This window comes from Pseudomonas sp. NPDC085632 (assembly GCF_044541255.1).
In the GTDB taxonomy this organism is placed as follows: domain Bacteria; phylum Pseudomonadota; class Gammaproteobacteria; order Pseudomonadales; family Pseudomonadaceae; genus Aquipseudomonas.
Genome location: NZ_JBITSX010000011.1, coordinates 53,405 through 77,185, shown reverse-complemented (window position 1 = coordinate 77,185; position 23,781 = coordinate 53,405). Strand labels below are relative to the sequence as shown.

The 23,781-nt window shown below is 61.9% G+C and carries 25 protein-coding genes; 19 read left to right on the top strand and 6 right to left on the bottom strand.

The window, feature by feature from the left end:
* The first annotated feature begins 286 nt into the window (after positions 1-286).
* From ACIF4X_RS11155 to ACIF4X_RS11065, 19 genes are all read left to right on the top strand, one after another.
* Positions 287-2,209, top strand: coding sequence for a YncE family protein (locus ACIF4X_RS11155; protein ID WP_397482149.1), 1,923 nt, complete (start codon positions 287-289; stop codon positions 2,207-2,209).
* 14 nt (positions 2,210-2,223) lie between these two features.
* A complete protein-coding gene (locus ACIF4X_RS11150; RefSeq protein WP_397482148.1) occupies positions 2,224-2,874 on the top strand; it encodes an SCO family protein in 651 nt (216 codons plus the stop codon).
* Positions 2,871-3,491, top strand: a complete 621-nt coding sequence (locus ACIF4X_RS11145; RefSeq protein ID WP_397482147.1) for an SCO family protein — start codon at positions 2,871-2,873, stop codon at positions 3,489-3,491. The genes ACIF4X_RS11150 and ACIF4X_RS11145 overlap by 4 nt, the downstream gene beginning before the upstream one ends.
* A 9-nt stretch (positions 3,492-3,500) precedes the next feature.
* Positions 3,501-5,051: an ABC transporter substrate-binding protein gene (locus ACIF4X_RS11140; protein ID WP_397482146.1), complete on the top strand. Its 1,551-nt coding sequence runs from the start codon at positions 3,501-3,503 to the stop codon at positions 5,049-5,051.
* Between the two features lie 15 nt (positions 5,052-5,066).
* Entirely contained in the window at positions 5,067-5,828 is a 762-nt protein-coding gene (locus ACIF4X_RS11135) for a SurA N-terminal domain-containing protein (RefSeq protein ID WP_397482145.1), read from the top strand.
* Between the two features lie 219 nt (positions 5,829-6,047).
* Positions 6,048-6,578: a response regulator gene (locus tag ACIF4X_RS11130; protein WP_034152602.1), complete on the top strand. Its 531-nt coding sequence runs from the start codon at positions 6,048-6,050 to the stop codon at positions 6,576-6,578.
* Between the two features lie 81 nt (positions 6,579-6,659).
* Positions 6,660-8,381: a GspE/PulE family protein gene (locus ACIF4X_RS11125; protein WP_397482144.1), complete on the top strand. Its 1,722-nt coding sequence runs from the start codon at positions 6,660-6,662 to the stop codon at positions 8,379-8,381.
* Positions 8,362-9,165 (top strand): hypothetical protein, encoded by an 804-nt coding sequence (locus tag ACIF4X_RS11120; protein WP_397482143.1) that lies wholly within the window; start codon positions 8,362-8,364, stop codon positions 9,163-9,165. Before ACIF4X_RS11125 ends, ACIF4X_RS11120 begins: the two co-directional genes overlap by 20 nt.
* A 1-nt stretch (position 9,166) precedes the next feature.
* Positions 9,167-9,712 carry a PilN domain-containing protein gene (locus ACIF4X_RS11115; protein ID WP_016987882.1) on the top strand — a complete coding sequence of 182 codons (546 nt, stop codon included), beginning with the start codon at positions 9,167-9,169 and terminating at the stop codon, positions 9,710-9,712.
* Complete coding sequence (locus ACIF4X_RS11110) at positions 9,699-10,247, top strand: GspMb/PilO family protein (RefSeq protein ID WP_034152598.1); 549 nt, start codon at positions 9,699-9,701, stop codon at positions 10,245-10,247. Before ACIF4X_RS11115 ends, ACIF4X_RS11110 begins: the two co-directional genes overlap by 14 nt.
* A complete protein-coding gene (locus ACIF4X_RS11105; protein WP_397482142.1) occupies positions 10,247-10,759 on the top strand; it encodes a hypothetical protein in 513 nt (170 codons plus the stop codon). Before ACIF4X_RS11110 ends, ACIF4X_RS11105 begins: the two co-directional genes overlap by 1 nt.
* Positions 10,756-12,603: a secretin N-terminal domain-containing protein gene (locus tag ACIF4X_RS11100; RefSeq protein WP_397482141.1), complete on the top strand. Its 1,848-nt coding sequence runs from the start codon at positions 10,756-10,758 to the stop codon at positions 12,601-12,603. The genes ACIF4X_RS11105 and ACIF4X_RS11100 overlap by 4 nt, the downstream gene beginning before the upstream one ends.
* A gap of 2 nt (positions 12,604-12,605) precedes the next feature.
* Entirely contained in the window at positions 12,606-13,079 is a 474-nt protein-coding gene (locus ACIF4X_RS11095) for a type II secretion system protein (protein WP_099758586.1), read from the top strand.
* Between the two features lie 5 nt (positions 13,080-13,084).
* Positions 13,085-13,459: a type II secretion system protein gene (locus tag ACIF4X_RS11090; RefSeq protein ID WP_007919395.1), complete on the top strand. Its 375-nt coding sequence runs from the start codon at positions 13,085-13,087 to the stop codon at positions 13,457-13,459.
* Positions 13,434-13,973 (top strand): type II secretion system protein, encoded by a 540-nt coding sequence (locus ACIF4X_RS11085; RefSeq protein WP_008086659.1) that lies wholly within the window; start codon positions 13,434-13,436, stop codon positions 13,971-13,973. Before ACIF4X_RS11090 ends, ACIF4X_RS11085 begins: the two co-directional genes overlap by 26 nt.
* Positions 13,970-14,362, top strand: a complete 393-nt coding sequence (gene csgE / locus ACIF4X_RS11080) for a curli production assembly/transport protein CsgE (protein ID WP_397482140.1) — start codon at positions 13,970-13,972, stop codon at positions 14,360-14,362. Before ACIF4X_RS11085 ends, csgE begins: the two co-directional genes overlap by 4 nt.
* Positions 14,359-14,790 carry a curli assembly protein CsgF gene (locus tag ACIF4X_RS11075; RefSeq protein ID WP_242208691.1) on the top strand — a complete coding sequence of 144 codons (432 nt, stop codon included), beginning with the start codon at positions 14,359-14,361 and terminating at the stop codon, positions 14,788-14,790. The genes csgE and ACIF4X_RS11075 overlap by 4 nt, the downstream gene beginning before the upstream one ends.
* Before the next feature lie 29 nt (positions 14,791-14,819).
* The gene (locus tag ACIF4X_RS11070) at positions 14,820-15,680 is read left to right on the top strand and encodes a CsgG/HfaB family protein (RefSeq protein WP_397482139.1); all 861 of its coding nucleotides are present in this window, start codon (positions 14,820-14,822) and stop codon (positions 15,678-15,680) included.
* Between the two features lie 1,083 nt (positions 15,681-16,763).
* A complete protein-coding gene (locus ACIF4X_RS11065) occupies positions 16,764-17,135 on the top strand; it encodes a DUF6124 family protein (RefSeq protein ID WP_123463223.1) in 372 nt (123 codons plus the stop codon).
* Positions 17,136-17,315: 180 nt separating this feature from the next.
* Here ACIF4X_RS11065 and ACIF4X_RS11060 read toward each other — a convergent pair whose 3' ends face one another.
* The 6 genes from ACIF4X_RS11060 to ACIF4X_RS11035 form a co-directional block, all read right to left on the bottom strand.
* The gene (locus ACIF4X_RS11060) at positions 17,316-17,600 is read right to left on the bottom strand and encodes a type II toxin-antitoxin system RelE/ParE family toxin (RefSeq protein ID WP_082341417.1); all 285 of its coding nucleotides are present in this window, start codon (positions 17,598-17,600) and stop codon (positions 17,316-17,318) included.
* Positions 17,590-17,796: an antitoxin gene (locus tag ACIF4X_RS11055; RefSeq protein WP_150693397.1), complete on the bottom strand. Its 207-nt coding sequence runs from the start codon at positions 17,794-17,796 to the stop codon at positions 17,590-17,592. The genes ACIF4X_RS11060 and ACIF4X_RS11055 overlap by 11 nt, the downstream gene beginning before the upstream one ends.
* Before the next feature lie 275 nt (positions 17,797-18,071).
* Positions 18,072-19,523, bottom strand: coding sequence for a curlin (locus ACIF4X_RS11050; RefSeq protein ID WP_397482138.1), 1,452 nt, complete (start codon positions 19,521-19,523; stop codon positions 18,072-18,074).
* Between the two features lie 28 nt (positions 19,524-19,551).
* Positions 19,552-20,016 carry a curlin gene (locus ACIF4X_RS11045; RefSeq protein WP_180700087.1) on the bottom strand — a complete coding sequence of 155 codons (465 nt, stop codon included), beginning with the start codon at positions 20,014-20,016 and terminating at the stop codon, positions 19,552-19,554.
* A gap of 72 nt (positions 20,017-20,088) precedes the next feature.
* Positions 20,089-22,323, bottom strand: a complete 2,235-nt coding sequence (locus ACIF4X_RS11040) for an Ig-like domain-containing protein (protein WP_397482137.1) — start codon at positions 22,321-22,323, stop codon at positions 20,089-20,091.
* A 35-nt stretch (positions 22,324-22,358) separates the two neighbouring features.
* Complete coding sequence (locus tag ACIF4X_RS11035) at positions 22,359-23,705, bottom strand: hypothetical protein (protein ID WP_397482136.1); 1,347 nt, start codon at positions 23,703-23,705, stop codon at positions 22,359-22,361.
* Positions 23,706-23,781 lie beyond the last annotated feature (76 nt).

Sequence of the window (23,781 nt, the reverse complement as noted above, 5' to 3'; positions counted from 1 at the left end):
CAAGACCTGTAAATGCAAAACCCTGTGGGAGCTGGCTTGCCAGCGATGACGGCGGCACAGGCGCCATTGATGTGACGGAAAGGACGCCATCGCTGGCAAGCCAGCTCCCACAGGGACTGCGGTGGGCAGTGAGGGAGTGGGATGGATGCAAATCCCTTGTGGGAGCGAGCTTGCTCGCGAATGGGGGCAACTCGGTTTTTAAGGGTGAGGTTGAAGACGCCTTCGCGAGCAAGCTCGCTCCCACAGGCACCGCGTCGTTTGGACTGAATGTGTAGGGGAGTGCTGGATGAACAGGATCATCAACATCATCGGTATTTGCACGCTGGCCATGGCCGGGGCGGTGCTGACGCTGAGTGAGATTGCGCTGGCACAGACCGGCAGCGGGCAGACGCTAAGCCGTGATGGCGTTTCGGTGGATTTCAAGCTTCAGCCACTGGCCGCCGACGGCAAGCTGCGCGAAGGCGAATTCGCCGATGTGCAGTTCCGTGTCACCGACAGCGCTTCTGGTCAGCCTTTGTCCGGCGTGGCCCCGGGTGCCTGGGTCGACCCGCAAACCCTCGCCGCCGATCAGGCTCAGGGCCGCGACCAGAGCTGCAAAGCCCGGGTCGGCGTGTTCCTCAAGTCCAACATCGGCGCGCGGCCGTTGCTCGACCTCAACAGCTATTTCCTGCTGGTGATGAACCGCGACGCGAGCATCGCCGTGGTCGATCCGTCGGTGTCAGTGGGCGGCATCACCAGCACCCTGGCGCGCATCGAACTCAAGCAACCACCGATGGACTGGGTCACGCCCAAAGACAACAAACGCGTGTTCGTCTCGATGCCGACGGCGGGCGAAGTGGCCGTCATCGACAGCGAGCAATTCAAAGTCATCGATTCGATCAGCGCCGGCAACCAACCGTTTCGCGTCGCGCTGCAACCGGACGAACGCCTGCTCTGGGTCGGCAACAACGCGAGCAAAGCCGAAGACTCCGGCGTCACGGTGATCGACAGCCAAAGCGTGAAACCCCTCAAACATCTGCAGACCGGTCGCGGCCACCACGAAATCAGCTTCAGCAAGGACAGCCGCTTCGCCTTCGTCAGCAACCGCGACGACGGCACCGTCAGCGTGGTCGACGTTGCCAGCCTGACCATCGTCGAGCAGATCAAAACCGGCGCGCATCCGTTGTCAGTCGCCTATTCAGCCCTGTCCGGCGCGGTCTACGTCGCCGACGGCAAGGACGGCACCGTCACTGTTATCGACGCCAGCACCCACGCCATCCGCCGGGTGCTCAAACTGCAACAAGGTATCGGCCCGATGGGCTTCAGCGCCGACGGCCGCTTCGGTGTGGTGCTCAACACCGTGGAGAACCGCGCCAGCATCATCGATGCCGCCACGAACAGCGCCATCCATGATCTGGAGGTCAGCGCCGAGCCGTACCAAGTGGTGTTCACCCAGGCCTACGCCTACATTCGCGGACTGGCCTCGCCGAAAGTCACCATGATCAACCTGTCCTCGCTCGGCGAGGGCCGCCAGCCGATCAGCCAGGGTTTCGAAGCCGGCCCGCAAGCGCCGCGCCTGGCCGGCGATTTGCCACTGGCCTCAAGCCTCGCGGTCTCGCGCGACGACAACGCGGTGTTCGTGGTCAACCCGGTCGACAACACCACCTATTTCTACGCCGAAGGCATGAACGCGCCGATGTCCGGTTACCCCAACCGTGGCCAGATCGCCCGCGCCGCCATGGTCATCGACCGCAGCCTGCGCGAAGTCTCGCCGGGCCTCTACAGCGCCAGAGTAAAACTACCGGCAGCGGGGCGCTTTGACGTGGCGTTCCTGCTCAATCAGCCGAACATCATTCACTGTTTCAGCGCGCAGATTGATCCTGACGGCAAACCGCAAAAACACCTCGGCCAGCCGAAAGTCGAGTTCCTCCTCGACAAGACTGCCGTGGCGCTCAACGACCCCTACGTCGTGCGTTTTCGCATCGTCCAGGGCAAAGACAAAACCCAGCGCAGCGGCGTCAAAGACGTGCAATTGCGCTACTACCTCGCGCCCACCTCGCACCCCCGCGAAGTGGCGGCGCTGGAAGTGGCCGACGGCGTATACGAAGCGCCAATTACCCTCGACCGCAGCGGCGCCTGGTACCTGCATGTGCGCGCGGCCTCGCTGGGTGCCGGTTTCGATGACAAGACCTTTGCCAGTGTTCGGGTAGCCCCCGGCCAGGCCCGTTGAAGAGGAGTTTCGACATGAACCGATTTGCATCCAGTGGTCTGCTGACCCTGTGCCTGTTGAGCCTTGGCATTCAACACGTCCACGCCCATTCGGCCGACGAACACGCCGGACACAAAGCCCCGGCCAGCAACACGCAAGAACACGCTCAAGTGAAATTCGCCAACGTGCCGCTGCTCGATCAGAACGGCAAAACCGTACGCCTGGAACAAGACCTGGTGCAGGGCAAAATCGTCGTCATGAGCTTTATCTACACCAGTTGCACCACGGTCTGTCCGGTGGTCTCGTCGATCATGGGCAAGGTGCAGAAACAGCTCGGCGCGCGCGTCGGCAACGAAGTGCAACTGGTGTCGATCAGCATCGACCCGCAGCGCGACGACCCGAAACGCCTGCAGGATTATGCGCGCACCTTCCAGCGCGGCCCGGGCTGGAGCTGGCTGACCGGTTCGCCGCAGTCGATCAATGAAACCCTCAAGGGCCTCGGCAGTTTCAGCGGCGACCTGAAGAGTCATCAGCCGCTGATCCTCGTCGGCGACGGCGACAGCCGCCACTGGATGCGCTACTACGGCTTCACTGATCCGGCGCTGCTGGCCAAGGAAGTGGAAAAACTCAGCGGCCTGCGCACCCACGCCAAACACACCGCCATCGCCATGGAGCAACAGCCATGAGACTGCTCGACTGGATCTCCCTGACCGTGTGTTTCTGGATTCTCAGCAACGTCGCGCTGGCCCACGAAGGTCACGTTTCAGAGCCGCCAGCCGCTGTGGCTGCCGCGCCGGCCAAAGGCACACACGACGCGAAAACCTGGTTCACCGACACGCCGTTGCAGGATCAGAACGGCGAAACCCTGCGCTTCTACAGCGACGCACTGCAAAACCGCATAGTGCTGCTCAACGTGATTTTCACCAGCTGCAACGATGCCTGCCCGCTGATCACGCAAAAGCTCAAGGAAGTCCGCGAGCTGTTGGGCGACAAGGCGCCGGAAATCACCTTCATTTCCCTTACCAGTGACCCGCTGCGCGACACGCCAGCGGTGCTCAAGGCTTACACCTTGAAGCAGGGTTCCGATGACCCTCATTGGCTTTTTCTTACCGGCGACAAGGCTCAGATGGACCTGGTGCTGAGCCGCATCGGCCAGATCGTGCCGACGCCCGAGCAACACTCCACACAATTGATCGTCGGCGATGTCGCCAATAAACGCTGGAGCAAAATCCGTCCCGATGCCCCGGCTGCCGCCATTGCCCAGCGCTTGCAGTTGCTGACAATGCCCGTGGCTGGCCGCTGAGTCCGCGCCATGAAACGCTGCCGCGTACTCGCCCTGATCCTGCTCGCTGGCCTCAGCCTTGGCGCCAGTGGTGCACCGCTGACGCCGGAAGAGGCAGCGGGCAAACGCCTGTACCGTCAGGGCTTGTCGGCCAGCGGCGAGGCGATCATGGCGCGGGTCGGCGCGGCGGATGTGTTGCTGCCGGCGACCAGTCTGCCGTGCGCCAATTGCCACGGCGCCGATGGCCTCGGTCGGCCCGAAGGCGGCTTGCGTCCGCCGCCGCTGAACTGGGCGCGACTGACCAGCACCTACGGTCAGCAACAGGTCAACGGGCGCAGCTATCCGGCGTACACCGAAAACACGCTGGCGACGGTGATCGAGCAGGGCCGCGACCCCGGCCACAATCGCCTCGACCCGAGCATGCCGCGCTTTGTGCTGTCGATGAAGGATCAGCGCAACCTCATTGCGTACCTCAAACGCCTGGCCGATGAACGCGACCCCGGCCTCGACGCCGAGACTCTGCACCTGGGCACCTTACTGCCCAGCCAAGGACCACTGGCCGAGGAGGGCATGACCGTTGCGGCGGTGCTCAACGGCAGCGTGGCGCGGATCAATCAGGCCGGTGGCATTCATGGTCGTCAACTGCGTCTGACGGTGATCGATCCCGGTCCGGATCGCGCCAGTGCCGAGCACGCCTTGCAGCGTTTGATCGAGCAGGAACAAGTGTTCGCCCTGATCGCGCCGTTGGCGCCGGCCCTCGACAACGAACTCGGGCCGCGCCTGGAACAGGCCGGCGTGCCGCTGATCGGCGCGTTGTCATTACTCGGAGCGATGCAGGCCAGTCCGCAGATTTTCGAACCATTACCGGGCTTGCGTGAGCAACTGATCGCCTTGGCCGACTACGCCACGGCCAGCCTGCGCGTGCTGCAAGGACCGACGCTGATCGCCTATCCCGATGACCCTGCACAAACGCTGGCCGCGCAAAACCTCGGCCAGTACTTGCAGGATCACGGCTGGCAAAAAGTCCATCTGCAAGCCTATGACCCGGCAGCAGATACGCTGCCGCTGGGTTCGCGCTCGGTGTTTTATCTGGGCAATGGCGGTGGTTTCAGTCGTCTGGCGACAAGGCTGCAAAGCGCCGGGCAAGTACCTTACCTGTTCGCTGCTTCAAGCCAGGTGGCCGGCGATCTGCTGCAAGTCCCCGACGGCTTTACCCGGCGGGTGTTTCTCGCCTATCCGTTCGTGCCCAGCGACTGGACCCAAACCGGGCGCATGGCCCTGACGCTGCTGCGCGAAGGTCAGGGCCTTGGCGCCCAGCACGCCGTGCTGCAAGTCGGCGCCTACGCCTCGATGCTGCTGCTCAGCGAAGGCATGAAGCAGGCCGGCCGCGACGCCAGCCGCGAGAAACTGGTGGCGGCGCTTGAAGGCCTGCACGACTTCGACACTGGCCTGACCCCGCGCCTGAGTTTCGGCCCCGGTCGACGTCTGGGCTTGAGCGGCGCGCACGTGGTCACCGTGGATTTGCCCGATCAGCGTTTCTATCTGGTCGCGCCTTATAAACCGATTGTTGCCAGCCCCTGAACGGAGGGCCCGATCATGAAACGCACAACGCTGATCTTGCTGATGACTTGCTGGCTCCCGTTGGCGTGGGCCAATAACGAACCGGCCGTGGCGCGAGTCAATGGTGAGGAGATTTCCGGGTTTCGCTTCGAGCGTTTTTTCGCCGAATACCTCGAAGACCAGGGCCGCGCGGTCGCCAGTATTCGCAGTCCCAAGGCCTACAAGGAACTGCGTCAGGCCGCGTTGCAAATGCTGATCGACAAAGAATTGCTGTGGCAGGAGTCGCAGAAACGTGGCCGGCAGATCGACGATCAAGTGGTGCGCGAGCAAATCGAGCAAACCCGCATGGCCATCGGCGGCGCGGATAAATTCGTCCGTCGCCTGCAGGATGCCGGTTTCGATGAGGCGTCCTTCGCCGAGTACACCCGCCGCGAGCTGGCGGCGCAGCAGATGTTCGCCGAGCTGATCCGCGCCAATACCTTGCAACCCCGCCACCTGCTGATCCGTGTGCCTGCGCAAGCGGATGCAGCCACTGTGGCTCAAGCGCGTCTACGCTTGATGCAAATGCGCGCCTCGGTTGTCAGTGGGGCGACATTCGCCAGTTATCCGGTGCGTTCACCGTTCGGCTGGCATGTGATTTATTTACCGAACCACTTGGAGGCCGCCGATGTCCCAGATTTGCAGGGGCTGGACACAGTCAGGGCACAGCTCGCCCGACAGCAACAGACCCAGGCTCGTCGCCAAGTGCTCGCGCAATTACGGGTGCAGAACAGGATCGAACGAATTGACGACGACTGAAGGTTCCCCCCCAATAGTGGGGAATGGCTTCGATGCCCATTCAGGTGCTTCCCCGTTTCTGGGGAACGGGGTACCGGGACGAGCGGGCATTGTCATTAAATTCAAGGACATGAAGAGATAAAATTACCGGCACTCAGCCTGGCATGAAGTGTGCGTTACCGATGGTAAGGCGCACTCTCAGGGCGGGGTCATCGGACCTGCTGTTTCAAGGAGTCGACCTTGGTTAACAAAGTACTGGTTGTCGAAGACGAACAGCTGCTTGCACAGAACCTTCAGGATTATCTGTCGGCGCAGGGGCTGGACGTCGCGATTGCACATGACGGAGCGACGGCTATCGGTTTGGCCGAAACCTTTGCCCCCGACGTGCTGGTGTTCGATTACCGCTTGCCCGATATGGAAGGCTTTGAGGTGCTCGACGCGGTCCGCCAGAACAGGACGTGCCATTTTGTGCTGATAACGGGTCACCCGACCGCTGAAGTCTGTGAGCGGGCGCGGCAACTGGGGGTCAGCCACATCCTGTTCAAACCGTTTCCCTTGGCGGAACTGGCGCGGGCGGTCTGCGACCTTCTGGGCATCAAGCGCGAAGCGAAACCCGGTGCGAGCCCCTCCGAGGGCTTTGTCGAACGACGCCAGAGCAGGACCGAGAGCTTCCCGTTGCAGTTGTACGATGGCAGTTGGGTGTTGGCGGATCGGCGACGACAGTTGCACGCCATGGCACCGGACGACGATCAAATGCTCACCGGGGAGTAATGGCGCGAACAGACGTTCCGGCACTTGCCGCCAAGGTTTGCCGCGCCGACAGGGCTCTGAGCCCCGGTTGGAGAGCAAGCCATGGAACGTCTGTCCGTTGTCGTCGAACCACTGCCGGCCGAAAGCGCCCCCGCGCGCTTTTCCAGTGAATACTTTTCCAGCGAGCAGTTGTCCCAGGCCCGGGCGCGGGCCGCCACCTCCGGCGAACGCGTCCTCGAAGCCCTCGGCGTACTCTGTGAACTGGCGCCGATGCCGTTCATTCACACCCTCGGCGCCACCCTGCATTACCCGGTGCTCGACACCGACAACCTGTTTGCCGCGACGCCGGTGTTCGACCGGGTCACCCTCGCACAATGCCTGAAACGTGAATTCATCCTGCTGCGCCACAACGACGAAGTCATCGGCGTGTTTGCCGATCCCTTCGACCCGGCGCGCCTGGCCTGGATCGACGATTGCCTGCACGGCGCGCCGCTGTATCTGGTGCACGCCGATGACCTCAAAGCCTATCTGGCCCGCCATGAAGAAAGCTTCCACGCCGTCGAATCGCTCAACGCTCAAGGCGACACTCACCACGAAATCGACACCCTGCAAAGCCTGTCGCTGACCAGCATCAGCGAAGACGCCAGCAGCGTGGTGAAACTGGTCAACTCGACGCTCTACGACGCGCTGAAGATGCACGCCAGCGACATCCACCTCGGCACCACCGGTCACGGTCTGGTGATCAAGTACCGCATCGACGGCGTGCTCAACAACATCAGCAAAGTCCAGGGCAACGAGTTCGCCGAGCAGGTGATCTCGCGGGTCAAGGTCATGGCCGAGCTGGACATTGGCGAAAAACGTGTGCCGCAGGATGGGCGCTTCAAGATCGGCATCAGCGGCCGCCAGATCGACTTTCGCGTGTCGATCATGCCGAGCATCTTCGGCGAAGACGCGGTGCTGCGGGTGCTCGACAAACAGGATCTGGCCGACAAGGTCTGCGGCGTGCAATTGCAGGCGCTGGGCTTTGAAGACGAAACCCTGCGCCAGTTGCGCCGGCTCGCCGCCGAACCCTACGGCATGGTCCTTGTGACTGGCCCGACCGGCAGCGGCAAAACCACCACGCTGTACGCGATGATCACCGAGATCAACCACGGCGTGGACAAGATCATCACCATCGAAGACCCGGTCGAATATCAACTGCCGGGGGTACTGCAGATCCCGGTCAACGAGAAAAAAGGCCTGACCTTTGCCCGGGGTTTGCGCTCGATCCTGCGGCATGACCCGGACAAAATCATGGTCGGCGAAATCCGCGACCCGGACACCGCGCAGATCGCCGTGCAATCGGCGCTCACCGGCCACCTGGTGTTCACCACCATCCACGCCAACAACGTCTTCGACGTAATTGGCCGCTTCACCCAAATGGAAATCGACCCCTACAGCCTGGTCTCGGCGCTCAACGCGATTCTCGCCCAGCGCCTGATCCGGCTGGTGTGCGCCAGTTGCAGCGCGCCAGTCAATCCGAGCGATGAAGAGCTGCGCGCCTCGGGCCTCGATCCGCAGAAAGTCGATCATTACCACTTCGTTCACGGCAAGGGCTGCGGCCATTGCCGGGGCAGCGGTTATCGCGGGCGCACGGCGATTGCCGAGTTGTTGCACCTCGATGACGAACTGCGCCAGATGATCGTCGAGCGCCAACCGATCAAACAAATCAAAGCCCTGGCCTGCGCCCGTGGTTTGCGCCTGCTGCGTGAATCGGCGCTGGAGCTGGTGGAACAAGGTCGCACCACGCTGGAGGAGATCAACCGTGTCACATTTATCTCGTGAGCGTTTTGTCGCCGTGCTCGGCGCCAGCGGTGTTGGCTTGGGTCAACGGCGCGGCAGCGACACTCTATGGCTGGGCAGCGTCGGTTACATCGACGAAGGCTTCCAGAGCTACGCGGTGGCGCTGGACACCCTCGATCGCCTGCTCGGTGAACACGCCCGCGCCGGTGCCGAATTGAGCGTGGTCATCTCCGGGCATTTCAGCCGTTTCTGCCTGGTGCCGTGGAGCGCGCAGATCAGCAGCCCGGAAGAACTGCGCGGCTTTGCCCAACTGTGTTTCGAAGACCTGTTTGGCGCGCCAACCCAGCCGTGGAGTCTGGTGCTGTCCGCCGAACCAGCCGGTTACGACCGCATCGCCAGCGCCTTGCCGCAGGACTTGCTCGAACGCCTGCGCACGCTGGTCAGCGCTCGCGGTTTGCGCCTGCGCTCGGTTCAGCCGTACCTGATGGCGGCGTTTAACCGCTTCGACAAAAGCCTCGACGCCGGCGACTTCCTCTTTGTTGTAGCCGAGCCGCAACGCAGCGTGTTGTTGCTGGCGAGGGAAGGGCGCTGGGCCGGCGTGCGTTCGGTGGGCGGCAGTGACAGTGATGTGGCACTCAGCGCATTGATCGGTCGCGAACGGCAATTGCAGGCCTCGACCAGTGAACGCGCCTTCAACGTTTATCTGCATGCCCCGGCGCGCCTCGATGCGCATCCGGACGTGGCGGGGGTGCAATTGCGCACCCTTGAAGACGCCTCAATGACCGTGCGTGACGGCTTGTACGTCATGTCCCGGGCGGTGGCCTGAGATGCGCGCGCTCAATCTCGACTTCCAGCCGCGTCCTCGTTCCGGCCCGTTGGGTTGGAGTTTGCTCGGCGGCGGCGTGCTGCTGGCGCTGCTGTGCTTCGGCGTGCAACAGCACCTCGACGCGCACACCGAACAGCAACAGGGCCACTTGCAAACCACCCAGCGTCAGCTCACTGGCGACAGCGGCGCCAAGTCCACCTTGAGCCCGGCGGAAACCCGCGAGCAAGCGGCAAACCTCGCCGAGATGCGCAAGGTCTCGCAGCAACTGCGCCGCCCATGGGAACGCCTGTTCGCCATGCTCGAAGCGATGCCGCGCGATGATGTCGCACTGCTCAGCCTGACCCCGGATGCGCGCAAAGGCCAGGTGCGGATCAGTGCTGAAGCGAGGGATCTGCAAGCGATGCTCGATTTCCACAAACGTCTGGAAGCCAGCGACGAGCTGTCCGACGTCTCGCTGCTCAGCCACGAAATCGTCGTCAAATCGCCGGAACAACCGGTGCAATTCAACCTGTCGGCGACCTGGGAGATGGGCGATGCGAATCCCTAGACTGATCGTCCACGAATACCTGCAAGGCCTCGGCATTCCGGGCCTGGCCGGGCTGGCGCTGCTGCTGGTCGCCGTGGCGTGGGCACTCGGCGGTTTGCTGCCGGGCTGGCAATCGTTGCAGCACTTGAGCCAGCAGACTCAGGAAGCCAGCGAGTACCTGGCCAAGGTTGAAGACGGCAGTATCGCGCCGCCGGTGGTGCCGCAACGTCAGCTCGACGACTTCCGCAACAAGCTGCCGGCGCAGCCGCAAGCCACCGTTGCCATCGACCGCATCTACGCCCTCGCAGCGCAAGAACACATCACCCTGGCGCGCGGCGAATACGCGCTCGGTGTCGACCCGAAAACCCATCTGGCGCGTTATCAAATCCTTCTTCCCGTGCGCGGCAGCTACCCGCAACTGCGCCGCTTTGTGCACGCCTTGCTCGGCCAATTGCCGGCGGTGGTGGTGGAAGACCTCGAGTTGCAACGCAAGAAAATTGGCGACACCGACCTCAATGGCCGGATCCGTATGACCCTTTACCTGTCGAGGTCGTGATGAATACCAAGCGCGTGACAGGTTGGTTGGCGTTCTTCGGCGTAGCGGCCGCGCTGGCGTGGTTGCCGGCGTATTTCTCGCCAAGCGAAGACGCCGATTCCAATGAAGTGGCTGTCGCTACGCCGGGGAAAACCCGGGGCGCGCTGCCGGCCAGCAGCGCCAAGGCCAAGGATGCGCCAATCAAAGACCTCAGCCCGGCCGGCGACCTGTTCGCCGCCAAATCCTGGAAGGCCGCGCCAACCCTGGCCACGGTCACCGAACAAGCGATCAACCCGGCCACAGTGGTGCAAGCCCCGAGCCTGCCACCGGTGCCGTTTCAGTTCGTCGGCAGGCTGCATGACCGCAGCGACCTGCAAGTGTTTTTGCAGAACGGCGAAAAAATCTACGTCGTGCGCAACGGGGATGTGATCGACGACACCTGGAAGATCACCGGCATTTCCGACCTGGAATTGAGCCTGGTTTACCTGCCTTTGCATTTGTCGCAGACCTTGTCTGTGGGGAGTACGCAATGAACCGTTCCCGTTTGCTGATGAGCCTGGGCCTGTGTGCCGGGCTGGCCGCGTGCAGTTCTGCACAAGTGGCCAACAAGGAAGCCGCCGACCTGATTGAACAGGGTCAGTACGAGGCGGGACTGGCCCGAATTGAGGAAGGCCTGCGCGAGAATCCCCGCGACACCGAATTGCACTTGCTGCTCAACACCGGTCGGGCCAAGGCCATCACGTCTTTGCTGACGGCCGGCGACACCGATCGCTCGCGTCGCGATTTTACCTCGGCGCGCACCGCCTACATGCGCGTGCTGACCATCGAGCCGAACAACCGCCGCGCGCAGGATGCGCTGAAGCAGATGGAATACCTGCGCAGCATGGACGAGAAACTCGAACTGGCCCGTGGCGACCTGCGTCGCGGTGACATCTACGGCGCTGATCGTCAGGTCAAACAGATCCTCGAACTCGACCCGGCCAACCAAGGCGCGCTGGAGCTGCAAGGCAATATTCGCCTGGTGCAGAGCCGCAACGTCATTCCTTATCCGCAACTGCGCACCAAGCTTGATCGGCCGGTGACCCTGGAATTTCGCGAGGCCAATCTCAAGACCATTTTCGAAGTGCTGTCGCAGGTCGCCGGGCTGAATTTCATCTTCGACAAAGACCTGCGCCCGGACATGAAAGCCACGATCTTCGTGCGTGACGTGCGCATCGAAGATGCGGTGACCCTGCTGCTGCAACAGAACCAGTTGCACCAGAAAGTGGTGAACGAAAACACCTTGCTGATCTACCCGGATTCGCCGCAGAAAGTGAAGGATTACCAGGAACTGGTGATGCGCACTTTCTACCTGACCAGCATCGACGCCAACACCGCGCTGAACATGGTCAAAACCATGCTCAAGACCCGCGACGTGTTCGTCGACGAACGCCTCAACACCCTGACCATGCGCGACACCGAAGACGCCGTGCGCATGGCCGAGAAACTCCTGCAATCGCAAGACCAGTCCAACCCGGAAGTGGTGCTCGAAGTGGAGGTGATGGAAGTCGCCACCCAGCGCATTCTCGACCTTGGCCTGCAATGGCCGAGCACCTTCGGCGTGGTCAACTCCGATGGTTCGCCGGTCACGCTGCTGGGCCAGCTCAAAGGCATCAACTCTGACCGCATCTCCATCGGCCCGTCGCCGCAAGCCAAGATCAACGCGCAGGACAACGACATCAACACCCTCGCAAGTCCCGTGATTCGCGTCAGCAACCGCGAGCAGGCGCGCATTCACATTGGTCAGCGCGTGCCGATCATCAGCGCCACTTCGGTGCCGTCGACACAGGGGCCGGTGATCACTGAAAGCGTGACCTATCTGGATGTCGGTCTGAAGCTCGAAGTGACGCCCACCGTGCATTTGAACAACGAAGTGGCGATCAAGATCGCGCTGGAAGTGAGTAACGCCACGCCGCTGGAACCGACCCGCCAGGGCACGATCCCGGTGCAGGTCGATACCCGCAACGCGCAAACCTCGCTGCGCCTGCACGACGGCGAAACGCAGATCCTCGCCGGGCTGGTGCGCAACGATCACGGCGCCACCGGCAACAAGATTCCCGGCCTCGGTGACATTCCCGGCTTGGGCCGCTTGTTCGGCAGCAACAAAGACACCGTCGGCAAATCCGAACTGGTGCTGTCGATCACCCCGCGGATCGTGCGCAACCTGCCGTATCAGAGCCCGTCGGACATGGAGTTCTCCACCGGCACCGAAACCAGCATGCACATTCAGGCACCGGATCGTTCGCAGAGCTACGTGATGCCGTCGCCGGCCGCGCAGCCGCGTGCCGTCGGTGAGTCGGCCGTGGCCACCACCCGCGTCACTGTCGAGAAGCCTTGATCATGAACGCCTCCCAACGCGGTTTCACCCTGATCGAAGTCGTGGTGACGCTGGCCCTGATCGGCCTGTTGGCGAGCATGGCCGCGCCGCTGACCGAGACCCTGGTGCGGCGTGGCAAGGAGCAGGAATTGCGCAACGCGCTGTATCAGATTCGCGACGGCATCGACGCCTACAAACGTGCGTTCGATGCCGGCTACATCGAGAAGTCGCTGAACAGCAGCGGCTACCCGCCGAACCTGAAAGTACTGGTCGAAGGCGTGCGCGATGTGCGCAGCGCGAAGGGCGCCAAGTTCTACTTTTTACGCCGCATCCCGCGCGATCCGCTGGTGCCGGCCAAACGTGATGATGAAGGGGGTTGGGGCGTGCGCGCCTACGACAGTTCGGCTCAGAATCCGCGCGATGGCGAGGACGTGTTCGACGTCTACTCCCACGCCCGGGGCAAGGGCCTCAACGGCATCGCCTACCGCGAGTGGTGAACCTCATGCGCCGGGAAAAAGGTTTTACCTTGCTGGAGCTGATGGTGGTGATGGCGATCATCGCCACGCTGATGACCATCGCGCTGCCGCGCTACTTCAACAGCCTCGAAGCGTCGAAGGAAACCACGCTGCGCCAGAGTCTGTCGGCGATGCGCGAGGCGCTGGATCACTTCTACGGTGACACTGGGCGCTACCCGGATTCCATCGAGCAACTGATCGAACAACGTTACCTGCGCAACGCGCCACTCGATCCGATCACCGAACGCAAAGACCAGTGGGTGCTGATCGCGCCACCGGACGGCGTTGCCGGTGGCGTGGCCGATATCAAAAGCGGTGCTACCGGGAGGGCGCGTGATGGCAGCCAGTATTCCGAGTGGTAACCGCGCGCAGCAGGGTGGCTTCACGTACCTGGGCGTGCTGTTCCTGATCGTGGTGATGGGCATGGGCCTGGCCAGTGCCGGCGAGTTGTGGTCGACCGCGTCGCGCCGCGACCGTGAACGCCAGTTGCTCTGGGTTGGCACTCAGTACGCCCAGGCGCTGCGCAGCTATTACCGCAGTTCGCCGGGGCTGGCGCAGTACCCGAAAGAGCTTGAAGACCTGCTCGACGATCAGCGTTTTCCAGAAGCGAAACATCACTTGCGTCAGCTCTATCCGGATCCGATCGGTCAGGGTGAATGGGCGCTGCAACGCGGTTTTGACGGACGCATCACCGGCCTCAACAGCCCGTCGACCGAGCTGCCGTTGAAGCAGGCGGACTTCCCGACGCAGTGGTCGGATTTCGACGGTATGCAGCGTTATTCGGACTGGCAGTTCGTCGCGGAAAAAGCCTTCCTCGAAGGCACCAATGGCCCGGCGAAAGGCCAGTCGAATCTGCCGCAGGCGTTGCAGCCATGACTCGCCAATGGTGGTGCGCGTTGGTCCTCACCGTGGTGACGGGCTACGCCCATGCCGGTGAAGAAGACGAAATGATGGGCTTCATCGTCGATGACACGATCTCGCACATCGGCCACGACTTTTATTACTCGTTCAGTGAACGCCTGCGCGACACCAGCCCGATGGATTTCAACCTGGTGGTGCGCGAGCGGCCCGACGCGCGCTGGGGCAGCCTGGTGACCGTGGAATATCAGCAACGCCTGGTTTATCGGCGCTTCCTGCCGCCGAACACCGTGGAACTGAAGGACGAGGCGTATGACGCCGCCGACTGGGTTCGACGCCAGGTTGTCCAGCGCAAGCTGGAGGCTCTGTTGCAGGACACCACCGACCTTGAGAAGGACGAACTATGAACAGCACAACGTTCTCACGGCGCAGCGGATTGTGGATCTCGGGGTTGTTGATCGGGCTCGCCAGCGCTGCCGCTGTCCAGGCCACTGAACTGGTCTACACGCCGGTCAACCCGTCGTTCGGCGGCAACCCGTTGAATGGCACCTGGCTTCTCAACAACGCCCAGGCGCAAAACGACTACGACGATCCGGACCTGAAGAAGCGCACCACGGTGGCCGGCACTTCGGCGCTGGAGCGCTTCACCAGTCAATTGCAATCGCGGCTGCTGGGGCAGTTGCTGGACAACATCTCCACCGGCAACACGGGGAGCCTGTCCACTGACGCTTTTATCGTCAACGTCGTCGACGACTCGGGGGCACTCACCATTGAGGTGACCGACCGAGCGAGCGGTGAAGTTTCGGAAATTCAGGTGAACGGCCTCAACCCATGACGGGCTGACAGTTCCGGGGAGTGATGGACATGAAAAAAATAATTGCGCTAGGGCTGATGTTGGCGACATTACAAGGGTGCAGTCTGCGTGAGCCGATGTCGGCCGAGCAGGACACCGAAACCCCGACCCTGACTCCAAGGGCCTCGACTTATTACGACTTGCTGAAGATGCCGCGACCCAAGGGGCGGTTGATGGCGGTGGTGTACGGCTTCCGTGATCAGACCGGGCAGTACAAACCGACGCCGGCGAGTTCGTTTTCCACCAGCGTGACCCAGGGTGCGGCGTCGATGTTGATGGACGCGATGCAGGCCAGTGGCTGGTTTGTCGTGCTGGAACGGGAAGGGCTGCAGAACCTGTTGACCGAGCGCAAGATCATTCGCGCGTCGCAGAAGAAGCCGAATACGCCGGTGAATATTCAGGGTGAGCTGCCACCGTTGCAGGCGGCGAACATGATGCTCGAGGGTGGGATCATCGCTTATGACACTAACGTGCGTAGCGGTGGGGAAGGGGCGCGGTATTTGGGGATTGATCTGCAGCGTGAGTATCGGGTGGATCAGGTGACCGTCAACTTGCGTGCGGTGGATGTGCGCAGTGGGCAGGTGTTGGCGAATGTGATGACCAGCAAGACGATTTATTCGGTGGCGCGCAGTGCGGGGATTTTCAAGTTTATCGAGTTTAAAAAGTTGCTTGAGGCTGAGGTTGGGTATACGACGAATGAGCCGGCGCAGCTTTGTGTTCTGTCGGCGATTGAGGCGGCGGTGGGGCATATGGTGGCGCAGGGGATTGAGCGGCATTTGTGGCAGGTGGCGGGGGACGCTTCTGTGCCTGGGCAGGATGATGTGTTGAATCGGTATTTGACTCAGAACAAGGTTGATCCGGAGGCGGAGTGAACGTGGCGGCCTTCGGGCCGACCAGGTTCTTGCCGATGTACTCGGTTCCAACTGTGGGAGCGAGCCTGCTCGCGAAGGCTTTTTGTCAGGCGGCGGGGTTCTTTTTTGACTGAGTACATATCCGTTTCTGCGGTAACGGCTACTTAGGGTTTCGCCCTTACGGCGAGTCACCTTTTCCAAACGCCGAAAAGGTAACCGAAAAGGCTTGCTCCTACGTGCGGCCCGCTCGCTGGGGCTCGGGGTTCCTTCGCTCCGGGATCGATCCGGGCGCAGCGCCTACGGTTTGCTTCGCTGCACCTCCTCTCGCTGTGTTTGGCTGCGCCAAACGGTCGCTGCGCTCCCACGCCCGGATCAATCCCTCCACTCAGCCTTCCGACGTCGCCCGTGGATCAAGATCAAAAGCAGGCGAGCTGACACTCGGCCTATTGAGTGGTGAGGAGCACAGCGTGCTCGGCTTTGGGTTTGTGATGTTCTTGCCCCTCACCCCAGCCCTCTCCCGAGGGAGAGGGAGCCGATTTTTGGGCCTTTCAAAATCTGAGTTCAACGCGGTATCGCACGTCGGCGTACCTCTACCAAACCACTCGGTCAGTCCCCTCTCCCTCCGGGAGAGGGCTAGGGTGAGGGTGAGGGGCTCTTGATTCAAAGCTTGAAAATCCAATTTCGGCTCGGTATTGCACGTCGGCGTACCTCTACCAAACCACTCGGTCAGTTCCCTCTCCCTCCGGGAGAGGGTTAGGGTGAGGGCTGCGATCTGAAGTTTGTTTAAAGAAGTGTCTGAATCGGCGGAACCTTCCCACAAGGTTTTCAGGTTGTCCGTCGGACGTCCGGTCTCTAGCCTGTGTTCGTCGCTGTCAATTCAGCGACCGGGCATGGAAACCCGAAGACACGAGAGAGCAGATACGCCTTTCATAACGTATGCTTGCGCACTTTCATTGTGTGCACTCTGTTATGGCGGTTGTGCGCGGGAGACATTCGTGTCTGCCGGGTTGCTCTCTCCCGGATTTCCAGCCTGCGTACAGCTGCCACCCATTTTTCCTGGAAGTCGAATGGGCCAGCTGCAACTATCAATGAGAGAGAATTACCATGAAAAAACCAACACCCAACCCCCCAGAACCAGACACCAACACCACATCCCCCTACGCCTCAGTCGACAGCAAAAAACTCCACGAAGCCGCCGACCGTGCCCTCGATTTCTACCTCAACCCCACCGCCCACATTATGTCCAGCGCCAACGAGCCGGAACCCATGTACCTCGCCAACCCCAGGTACAACACCGAATCCCTGCTGGCCAACGCCAGCGAAACCCTCGGCTCGGCCAGCGAAATGCTCATCAACTTCGCCGCCTCCCTGGAAACCTCACAGCGCAAAACCGCCTTGGGCATCGCTCAAGTCGTCATGCTGGGCGAACTCGCCGTCAATCAAGCGCTGGATCACGTCGAGTTGAAGGATGGCTGATTGATCGTTCCCACTCTCTGCGTGGAAATGCAGCCCTTGAAGCTCTGCGTCAAATTCGCGAGTTGGAACGCGGAGCGTCCCGAGAGGCATTCCCACGCAGAGCGTGGGAACGATCAAGATACAAAAAAAACATACCTCCAGGGGAAGCACGGTTTCTTGTGTTGAGACGAGGAAGCGACCTTAACCGGGGTCGCGTCGAGGGTACTCCTGACGCGCATGCAAGATGCTCACAATCTCAATGTGGTCCGCCACTTGATAAACGACGAGATAGTTCGGGCTTACCACAATCTCTCGAGTGCCGGGAGAGCGACCTTTGCGATACAGGTGGGGATGCCAACAAAGCGCAGATGTAGTTTTTACGACGGACTTGTGAAGTGCAGTCGCCGCTACAAAATTTCGCTCGCCAATGTACTTCAGGATTTTCGAGAGTTCGACCCGAGCCTTGGGTCGCCACTTAATCTGCATCAGCGCTTTTGCGCATTGATTCCATCAAGGCATTGATTTCCTCCATCACTTGCTCATGGGGAATACTCGGACGCGGATCATCGAGAGAGGCCTGTACTTCGGCCCGAAACCAGCGGTCATAACTCGCAGCCTGCTCCTCGGGACCAAGATCCGAAACAACAGGGCACAATGGGTCGATCAAGGACGGGTCGATCATAGAACCTCCGGGTTTGGTGCCTCGAAGTCTATTCGTTAACGGTATTGCTGTCGTCGCTGTCTGGATGAATTGCATGTAGGCCAAGCTCCATGAGGATCAAGTTGTCCCGGCAAATCCTAGGGCCTGCACTTCCGACGGCCAACCGCCAGAACTTGTCAGAAAACTCCCCGAATTTCTGAAAACGTTCCGTTTTCCGTAGGACGCAACTCAAGCGTCAGCGCAAAAAAACCGCGACCCCCCTCACCAGAGAATCGCGGCCCATCAACACCCAACCCCTACTGCTGCAACACCGTCGCCTGGTTAGCCGACCCGAACTGCTGAATATTCGCGGTCTGCGTAACCCCGCTCTGATCGACATTGGCAATGTTCCCCGTCCCGCCCTGGGTCACATATGCCACGTTCATCGTATCCGCCTGTTTCACCGTGATCATGTTGTCACTGCCATACAGTTGCGCGGTATACGCCTGGTTGCCCGTCCCGGATTGATCAAACTCAGCACTGTTGCCGGTGCCATTCGAAGAACCCTGCACCAGGTTGCCAGTGCCGCGCTGATCGGAGATCAAAATGTTGTCGCTACCATTCTGGTCAAAATACAGCTCGTTATACGACTCAGCCTGACTGACCGTGGTCTTGTTGCCGGTCCCGGTCTGGTGCGTGGTCATCACGTGCCCGACGCCATCCTGAGTGAAGCTGGCGATGTTGCCATTGCCCGCTTGGGTGACGGTCGCACGCTGGTTGCTGCCGAACTGTCCACCCGATTGCGGGCCTTTCCAGTTGCTGGCGTAGACCTTGTTGTCGTTGCCCACGGAGGTGGCGCTGAGCGTGTGGCCGTCGCCGCTCTGATAGGTGTAGTGGACGTTGCCATTGCCGACTTGGTACAGCGCCAGCGTCGAGTTGACCGACTCAAACTGATCGGCGTAGATCGCGTTGGTGTTACCAACCTGGGTGACGGCGGCAGTGTTGTTTTCGCCGAAGCTTTGGTCGACCACGGTTTCGTTGCTGTCGCCGTATTGGTTGACGGTGGCCTGGCTTGCCAGTTGCGAGTCTTGCCAGATTTCGCTGCCGTTGAGGTTGCCGAACTGGTTGATGGTGATGTTGCCGCCGGTGCCGTTGCGCTCGTCGCCGTAGGCGTAGTTGCTTTCGCCAGCCTGGTTGATGCCGATCTGGCCGCCGTTGTGGGTGACTTGTTCGGCGGTGCCGTAGTTGGCGGTGCCGTATTGGGTGATCACCGAACTGTTGCCGCTGCCTTCATAGAGTTGTTCGATGTTGGCTTCGTTGCTGTCGCCGAACTGGAAGGTTTTGCCTTCGCTGCCGTTCTGCGAGTCCTGATAAATGAACGAGAAATTACCGGTGCCTTGCTGCTGTTGCAGCGCGCTGTTCGGTGAGCCGAAGCCCAGCGACTGGCTGGCGTGGGCGGTGTTGAAGGCGCCGACCTGTTGTTGGGTGATGGTGGCGTTGTCTTCGTAAAGCTGTTCGGCGTAACCGGCGTTGTAGTCGCCGACCGCGTCCTGGGTGATCACGCTGGTGGCGTGGTCTTGCACGGCGGCGGCGTCGTTGCCCTGGCCCAGTTGGGTCTGGGTGGCGGTGCTGAACGGCGCCTGGGTCTGTTTCACGTCGGCAATGTTGGCGGTACCGACCTGGCTTTGGTTGGACAGGCTGTCGTCGGCCATGGCCTGGGCACTGATCATGACCAGCAGGGCGGCGGTGAGGGGCGTCAGTTTGAACATGATTGAACTCTCCGATGATTTGCAGTGCTTAGCGATATTGCTTGACCGAAACGCTCATGCCGTTGCCCGACTGGGTCACGGCGCTTTGCAGCCCCGTGCCGGCCTGCTCGATGCTGGCGTCGTTGTTGTTGCCGTTTTGCGAAATCTGCGCGCGGTTGTGGCTGCCGTTCTGAGTGATCGAGGCGGCGTTGCCGGAACCGTTCTGGTTGATCAGCGCCATCAAGTCGCTGCCCTGTTGCAGGATGTACGCTTCCTGATTGCTGCCCGACTGCACGATCTGCCCGAGCAGCGACTGACCGTTCTGTTGCAGCAGGGCGACGTTGGCCTGGCCGAGCTGGTCGATCAGGGCTTGCTGACCCACGGGTGGGGGCAGTTCGCCGAGGTCGCTGCTGGTCGGGGCCAGGTCGTCGTTGTCCATCAGATCGTCGGCGCGCACGCCTGCCGTGCTGCACAGCAAAAGCAGGCAAAGCAGGGCGGCGGTCGGCGTGTTCATGGCTCACATCCTGTCAGGCGTTAACCGGTTCGAAGTCGGCCCCAGCCACCCGCGAGTGGCTGGGGATCTGGCTTACAGCGTGGTCACCGAGACCGTGCGCACGGTGCCCTGGGACGAGCGGATCGTCGCGGTCGGGTTGGCCGATGGCACCACCGTCGTGTTGTTCAGCGTCAGCCGCCAGCGTCCGGTCACCGGTACGGTGGTCGTGCCGAGAGTGACCAGCCCGGTCGGGGTGGTGACCTGCACGGTGATGGTGTTGCCGGTGGTCACCGACGAGGTGCCGGTGAAGTCCCAGTTGAATCGCCCGCCGGAGCGTGCCTGCACCGTGGAAGCGGTGACGGTGAAGGTTTCCGCCGCTGGCCGTGGCGACACTTGCACGGTGACCGTGGCCGGCGTCGACAGGGCGCCGAAGCTGTCCCGGGCGATGTAGGTGAAGGTCGTGGTGAACGCCGTGGTCACGGTGGCCGGTGGGGTGTAGGTGATCACCGTGCCGTCAGTGCTGACCGTGCCACGGCCGGCGGCCGGTTGGGTCAGGCTGGCGACACCCAGCGGCACATTGCCTTCCGGATCGGTGTCGTTGGCCAGCACGTTGATCGGGATCGCCACACCCAGCGTGGCGACGCTGTCGGCGACGGCGGTCGGTGCCCGGTTTGGCGCGACGGTGATCGTCACGGTGGCCGGGTTGGCCGAGGCCAGGCCTTTGGCGTCCTGCGCTTTGTAGGTGAAGGTGGTGGTCAGTGGGGTGTTGACCACGGCTGGCGGCGTGTAGACCACGGCGGCGGTGCCGCTGAGGGCGACGGTGCCTTGGCCCGCAGCAGGTTGAGTCAACGCCGTGATGCCCAATGGGTTGTTGCCATCGGGATCGCTGTCGTTGGTCAACAGGCTGAGGGTGATCGGCACGCCGAAGCTGGTGCTGCCGGTGTCGGCGTTGGCGATCGGCGCCTGGTTTTCACCGGTATCCGGCGCGTTGCCGACCACGACGACGGCCTCGGTATCACTGCCGCCGGCGGCGGATTTCACTGTTACGGTTGCAGGTGGCTGAGTCAGGTCGGCGACGGTGATGCGTTGCAAGGTGCCGGTTTTCGACAGACGCCCGTAGCCCTGAGCAACCATGTCGGGGATCGCCACTTCATCGGTCGATGTCGCTTCGATCAGCAACGTTTTGTTAGCCCAGCTGTAGCGTGCGGTTTGCACTTTCACCACGTCGGTGAGCTTGCTCGACACCGATGTTGGGCGGGTGGTGCCGGCCGGATTGGTCGCGGTTACAACGACGACTGAGGGCAGGGTACCGTTGCCCAGGCGCTGACCGAAGAACAAACCGGTGTTGTCACCCGTCAGACTGGTCTGGCATGGCGTTGGTGGCGGACCGGGCAGCAGCGCTACGGTTTCACGGAAGCACAGAGTCGAGCTGGCGTCAGCCTTGGCAAACACTTCGGCACGCACGCCCGCCGAGGTGCGGCGATAAGTGGCGCGGTCGATGTCGACATGGGTTTGCTGACGGCTGTCGAGCACCTTGCCGGCGACGGTGAACAAGGTGGTCTGAATGGTGCCAGCGCCGGACGGCCCGACGATGCGCACGAAGTTGGTGTTGAACGGGCTGCCGGTTACCGCTTCAGTGAGGTTCGGGTCGCCGACGAAGGTTTCGACGCCGCCGGTGTCCGGGTTCACCTCGGTGTAGGGGCCGTTGACGCTGCGCAGGAACGGGCCGATGGCGCCGTTGAGCGTGCCGCTGAAATCGCCCGGCGCACCGATGCCAATGTCTTTGGTGATGTTGATCGCGCGCCGCCCTGGGGTGGTGACGTTGACGGTTTCGACGCCATACGGGTGAGTGATGACGTAGGTGCCGGCCACAGGAACGTTCACCCGGATACGGATCCGCGCAAAGCTTTGCTGATCGCCATCCGCCGGGTTTTCCGAGGCGAACGCCGCTTCGATCCCGGCAACATACGCGTCCATGCCAAAACCGGCGCCGTTGTTGGCGATCGCGGTTTCGGCGAGGAACCAGAACGCTTCCGGCGGCCAGTTGTCGGGGAACACCATCGGCAGGCTGTCATCGAAGATGCCCGGTTCCGGCAGCAAGGTGCACATGTAGGCCGGTGGCGTGGTGACGCCAACGCGCGAACTGGCGGCGCGCGACTGGCACAGTTCCATCGACAGGTTATTGCTGTCCTGATACCACATCGGGAATTTCCCGGTGGCGAAGGTGTAGGGGCCGGGGTCGACGGCGGCGAGTTGCGCGTAGGCACTGCCGGTCAGCGAGAGAGCGAGCCCGAGCGCGTTGAGCGCAAAGCGTGGCCACTTGTTCATGATGCCTCCTGATGCGGATCTGGGCATGTGAGCGTTCATTGCACGATGACCACTTCTTCGGTGTCGCTGCCGCCGTTGGACGACGTCACGCGGACCTTGGCCGGTGGTATCGGCGAGATCCCGGTTGCCAGGCTTTTCACCGCGCCGTCGCCGCTCAGCGAACCGATGGCGGCGCCGCTGCCGGAGGTGGCGGTGAGTACGGGTGGCGAGGTCTCGTCACTGGTCGAGGCCACTACGGTCAGTTGTCCGGAGCTGAGGCTGTATTGGGCGCTCTGGATCACCACGAGGTCGGTCAGGGTCATGGGCAGTGTGGTCGGCGTGCTGCTGGCGATGGCGAGGTGGTTGTCGGCGGTCACTTGCAGGACGCTCGGCACGGTCGGGTTGGTCGACGATTGCGCGTACCAGGCGCCGGTGGAGTTGGCTTCGGTCATGTTCAGCACCGGGGTGAAACTGGTCACGGCGACGGTGCCCGGCGCGGGTGGTGCGAGGACAAAAACGTCCTGCTGGGCGACCGGTGCGCTGGTCCCCGCTTTGCGCGAGTAGGTGCTGCGCTGGGTGATCATTGGTGTGGGTCGAACCACGGTCGACAACTTGCCGGAGACAGCAAAAGCAGTGGTACGCAGGTCAATCCCGCCGGGGCCTTCGATGCGCACGTAGTTGGTATTGAACGGGCTGCCGGTCACCGCTTCGGAGAGGTTCGGGTCGCCGACGAATTGCTCGGCGGCGCCGGTCACCGGGTTGGTTTCTGTGTACGGGCCGTTGACGCTGCGCAGGAACGGGCCGATGTCGCCCTTGAGCGCGCCGTCATAGGTTTTCGGCGTGCCGATGCCGATGTCGCGGGTCATGTTGATCGCGCGGCGACCGGGGGTGTCGATGTTGAACACATCGACGCCGTACGGATGGGTGATGACGTAGGTGCCGGCGGTGGGCACATCGACGCGAATGCGGATGCGCGCGAAGCTGACTTGATCGCCCTCGACCGGTTCTTCAGCGGCGAACGCGGCTTCGACGGCGCTGACATAGGTCAGGTCGATCCCGCGTGCGGCGTCGACGAGAGTGGTCTCGCCGGTGAACCAGAACGCTTCATCGGGGAAGTTGCTCGGGAAGGCGATGGGTTGGGTGTCGTCGAACACGCCAGGCGTCGGCAGCAACGAGCACATGTACGAAGGCGCGCCAGGTGTGCTGGGCACTCGCGAACTGAGCGCTTTGGACAGGCACAGATCCAGCGTGCGACCGTGGGTGTCCTGATACCAACTGGCGAAACCGCCGTTGGCCGGTGCGTATGGCCCCGGATCAACAGCGAACAAAGCGGCCTGAGCAATGCCCTGGGCCAAGGCGCTCACGACCAGGACGGTCGCGGTTTTGGACAGTAAAGGGTGCATGAGTTAATCCCTCTATCGAAGTACCTGCCCCTTGGGGATGGGTCAGTTGCACAGGGCCTGTACACCTTCCATGCCA

Excerpts from the sequence above, each read along its gene's own strand:
- ACIF4X_RS11155 (WP_397482149.1), top strand. The coding sequence starts at position 287 with ATGAACAGGATCATCAACATCATCGGTATTTGCACGCTGGCCATGGCC.
- ACIF4X_RS11150 (WP_397482148.1), top strand. The coding sequence starts at position 2,224 with ATGAACCGATTTGCATCCAGTGGTCTGCTGACCCTGTGCCTGTTGAGC.
- ACIF4X_RS11145 (WP_397482147.1), top strand. The coding sequence starts at position 2,871 with ATGAGACTGCTCGACTGGATCTCCCTGACCGTGTGTTTCTGGATTCTC.
- ACIF4X_RS11140 (WP_397482146.1), top strand. The coding sequence starts at position 3,501 with ATGAAACGCTGCCGCGTACTCGCCCTGATCCTGCTCGCTGGCCTCAGC.
- ACIF4X_RS11135 (WP_397482145.1), top strand. The coding sequence starts at position 5,067 with ATGAAACGCACAACGCTGATCTTGCTGATGACTTGCTGGCTCCCGTTG.
- ACIF4X_RS11125 (WP_397482144.1), top strand. The coding sequence starts at position 6,660 with ATGGAACGTCTGTCCGTTGTCGTCGAACCACTGCCGGCCGAAAGCGCC.
- ACIF4X_RS11115 (WP_016987882.1), top strand. The coding sequence starts at position 9,167 with ATGCGCGCGCTCAATCTCGACTTCCAGCCGCGTCCTCGTTCCGGCCCG.
- ACIF4X_RS11110 (WP_034152598.1), top strand. The coding sequence starts at position 9,699 with ATGCGAATCCCTAGACTGATCGTCCACGAATACCTGCAAGGCCTCGGC.
- ACIF4X_RS11105 (WP_397482142.1), top strand. The coding sequence starts at position 10,247 with ATGAATACCAAGCGCGTGACAGGTTGGTTGGCGTTCTTCGGCGTAGCG.
- ACIF4X_RS11100 (WP_397482141.1), top strand. The coding sequence starts at position 10,756 with ATGAACCGTTCCCGTTTGCTGATGAGCCTGGGCCTGTGTGCCGGGCTG.
- ACIF4X_RS11095 (WP_099758586.1), top strand. The coding sequence starts at position 12,606 with ATGAACGCCTCCCAACGCGGTTTCACCCTGATCGAAGTCGTGGTGACG.
- ACIF4X_RS11090 (WP_007919395.1), top strand. The coding sequence starts at position 13,085 with ATGCGCCGGGAAAAAGGTTTTACCTTGCTGGAGCTGATGGTGGTGATG.
- ACIF4X_RS11085 (WP_008086659.1), top strand. The coding sequence starts at position 13,434 with ATGGCAGCCAGTATTCCGAGTGGTAACCGCGCGCAGCAGGGTGGCTTC.
- csgE (WP_397482140.1), top strand. The coding sequence starts at position 13,970 with ATGACTCGCCAATGGTGGTGCGCGTTGGTCCTCACCGTGGTGACGGGC.
- ACIF4X_RS11075 (WP_242208691.1), top strand. The coding sequence starts at position 14,359 with ATGAACAGCACAACGTTCTCACGGCGCAGCGGATTGTGGATCTCGGGG.
- ACIF4X_RS11070 (WP_397482139.1), top strand. The coding sequence starts at position 14,820 with ATGAAAAAAATAATTGCGCTAGGGCTGATGTTGGCGACATTACAAGGG.
- ACIF4X_RS11065 (WP_123463223.1), top strand. The coding sequence starts at position 16,764 with ATGAAAAAACCAACACCCAACCCCCCAGAACCAGACACCAACACCACA.
- ACIF4X_RS11060 (WP_082341417.1), bottom strand. The coding sequence starts at position 17,600 with ATGCAGATTAAGTGGCGACCCAAGGCTCGGGTCGAACTCTCGAAAATC.
- ACIF4X_RS11055 (WP_150693397.1), bottom strand. The coding sequence starts at position 17,796 with ATGATCGACCCGTCCTTGATCGACCCATTGTGCCCTGTTGTTTCGGAT.
- ACIF4X_RS11050 (WP_397482138.1), bottom strand. The coding sequence starts at position 19,523 with ATGTTCAAACTGACGCCCCTCACCGCCGCCCTGCTGGTCATGATCAGT.
- ACIF4X_RS11045 (WP_180700087.1), bottom strand. The coding sequence starts at position 20,016 with ATGAACACGCCGACCGCCGCCCTGCTTTGCCTGCTTTTGCTGTGCAGC.
- ACIF4X_RS11040 (WP_397482137.1), bottom strand. The coding sequence starts at position 22,323 with ATGAACAAGTGGCCACGCTTTGCGCTCAACGCGCTCGGGCTCGCTCTC.
- ACIF4X_RS11035 (WP_397482136.1), bottom strand. The coding sequence starts at position 23,705 with ATGCACCCTTTACTGTCCAAAACCGCGACCGTCCTGGTCGTGAGCGCC.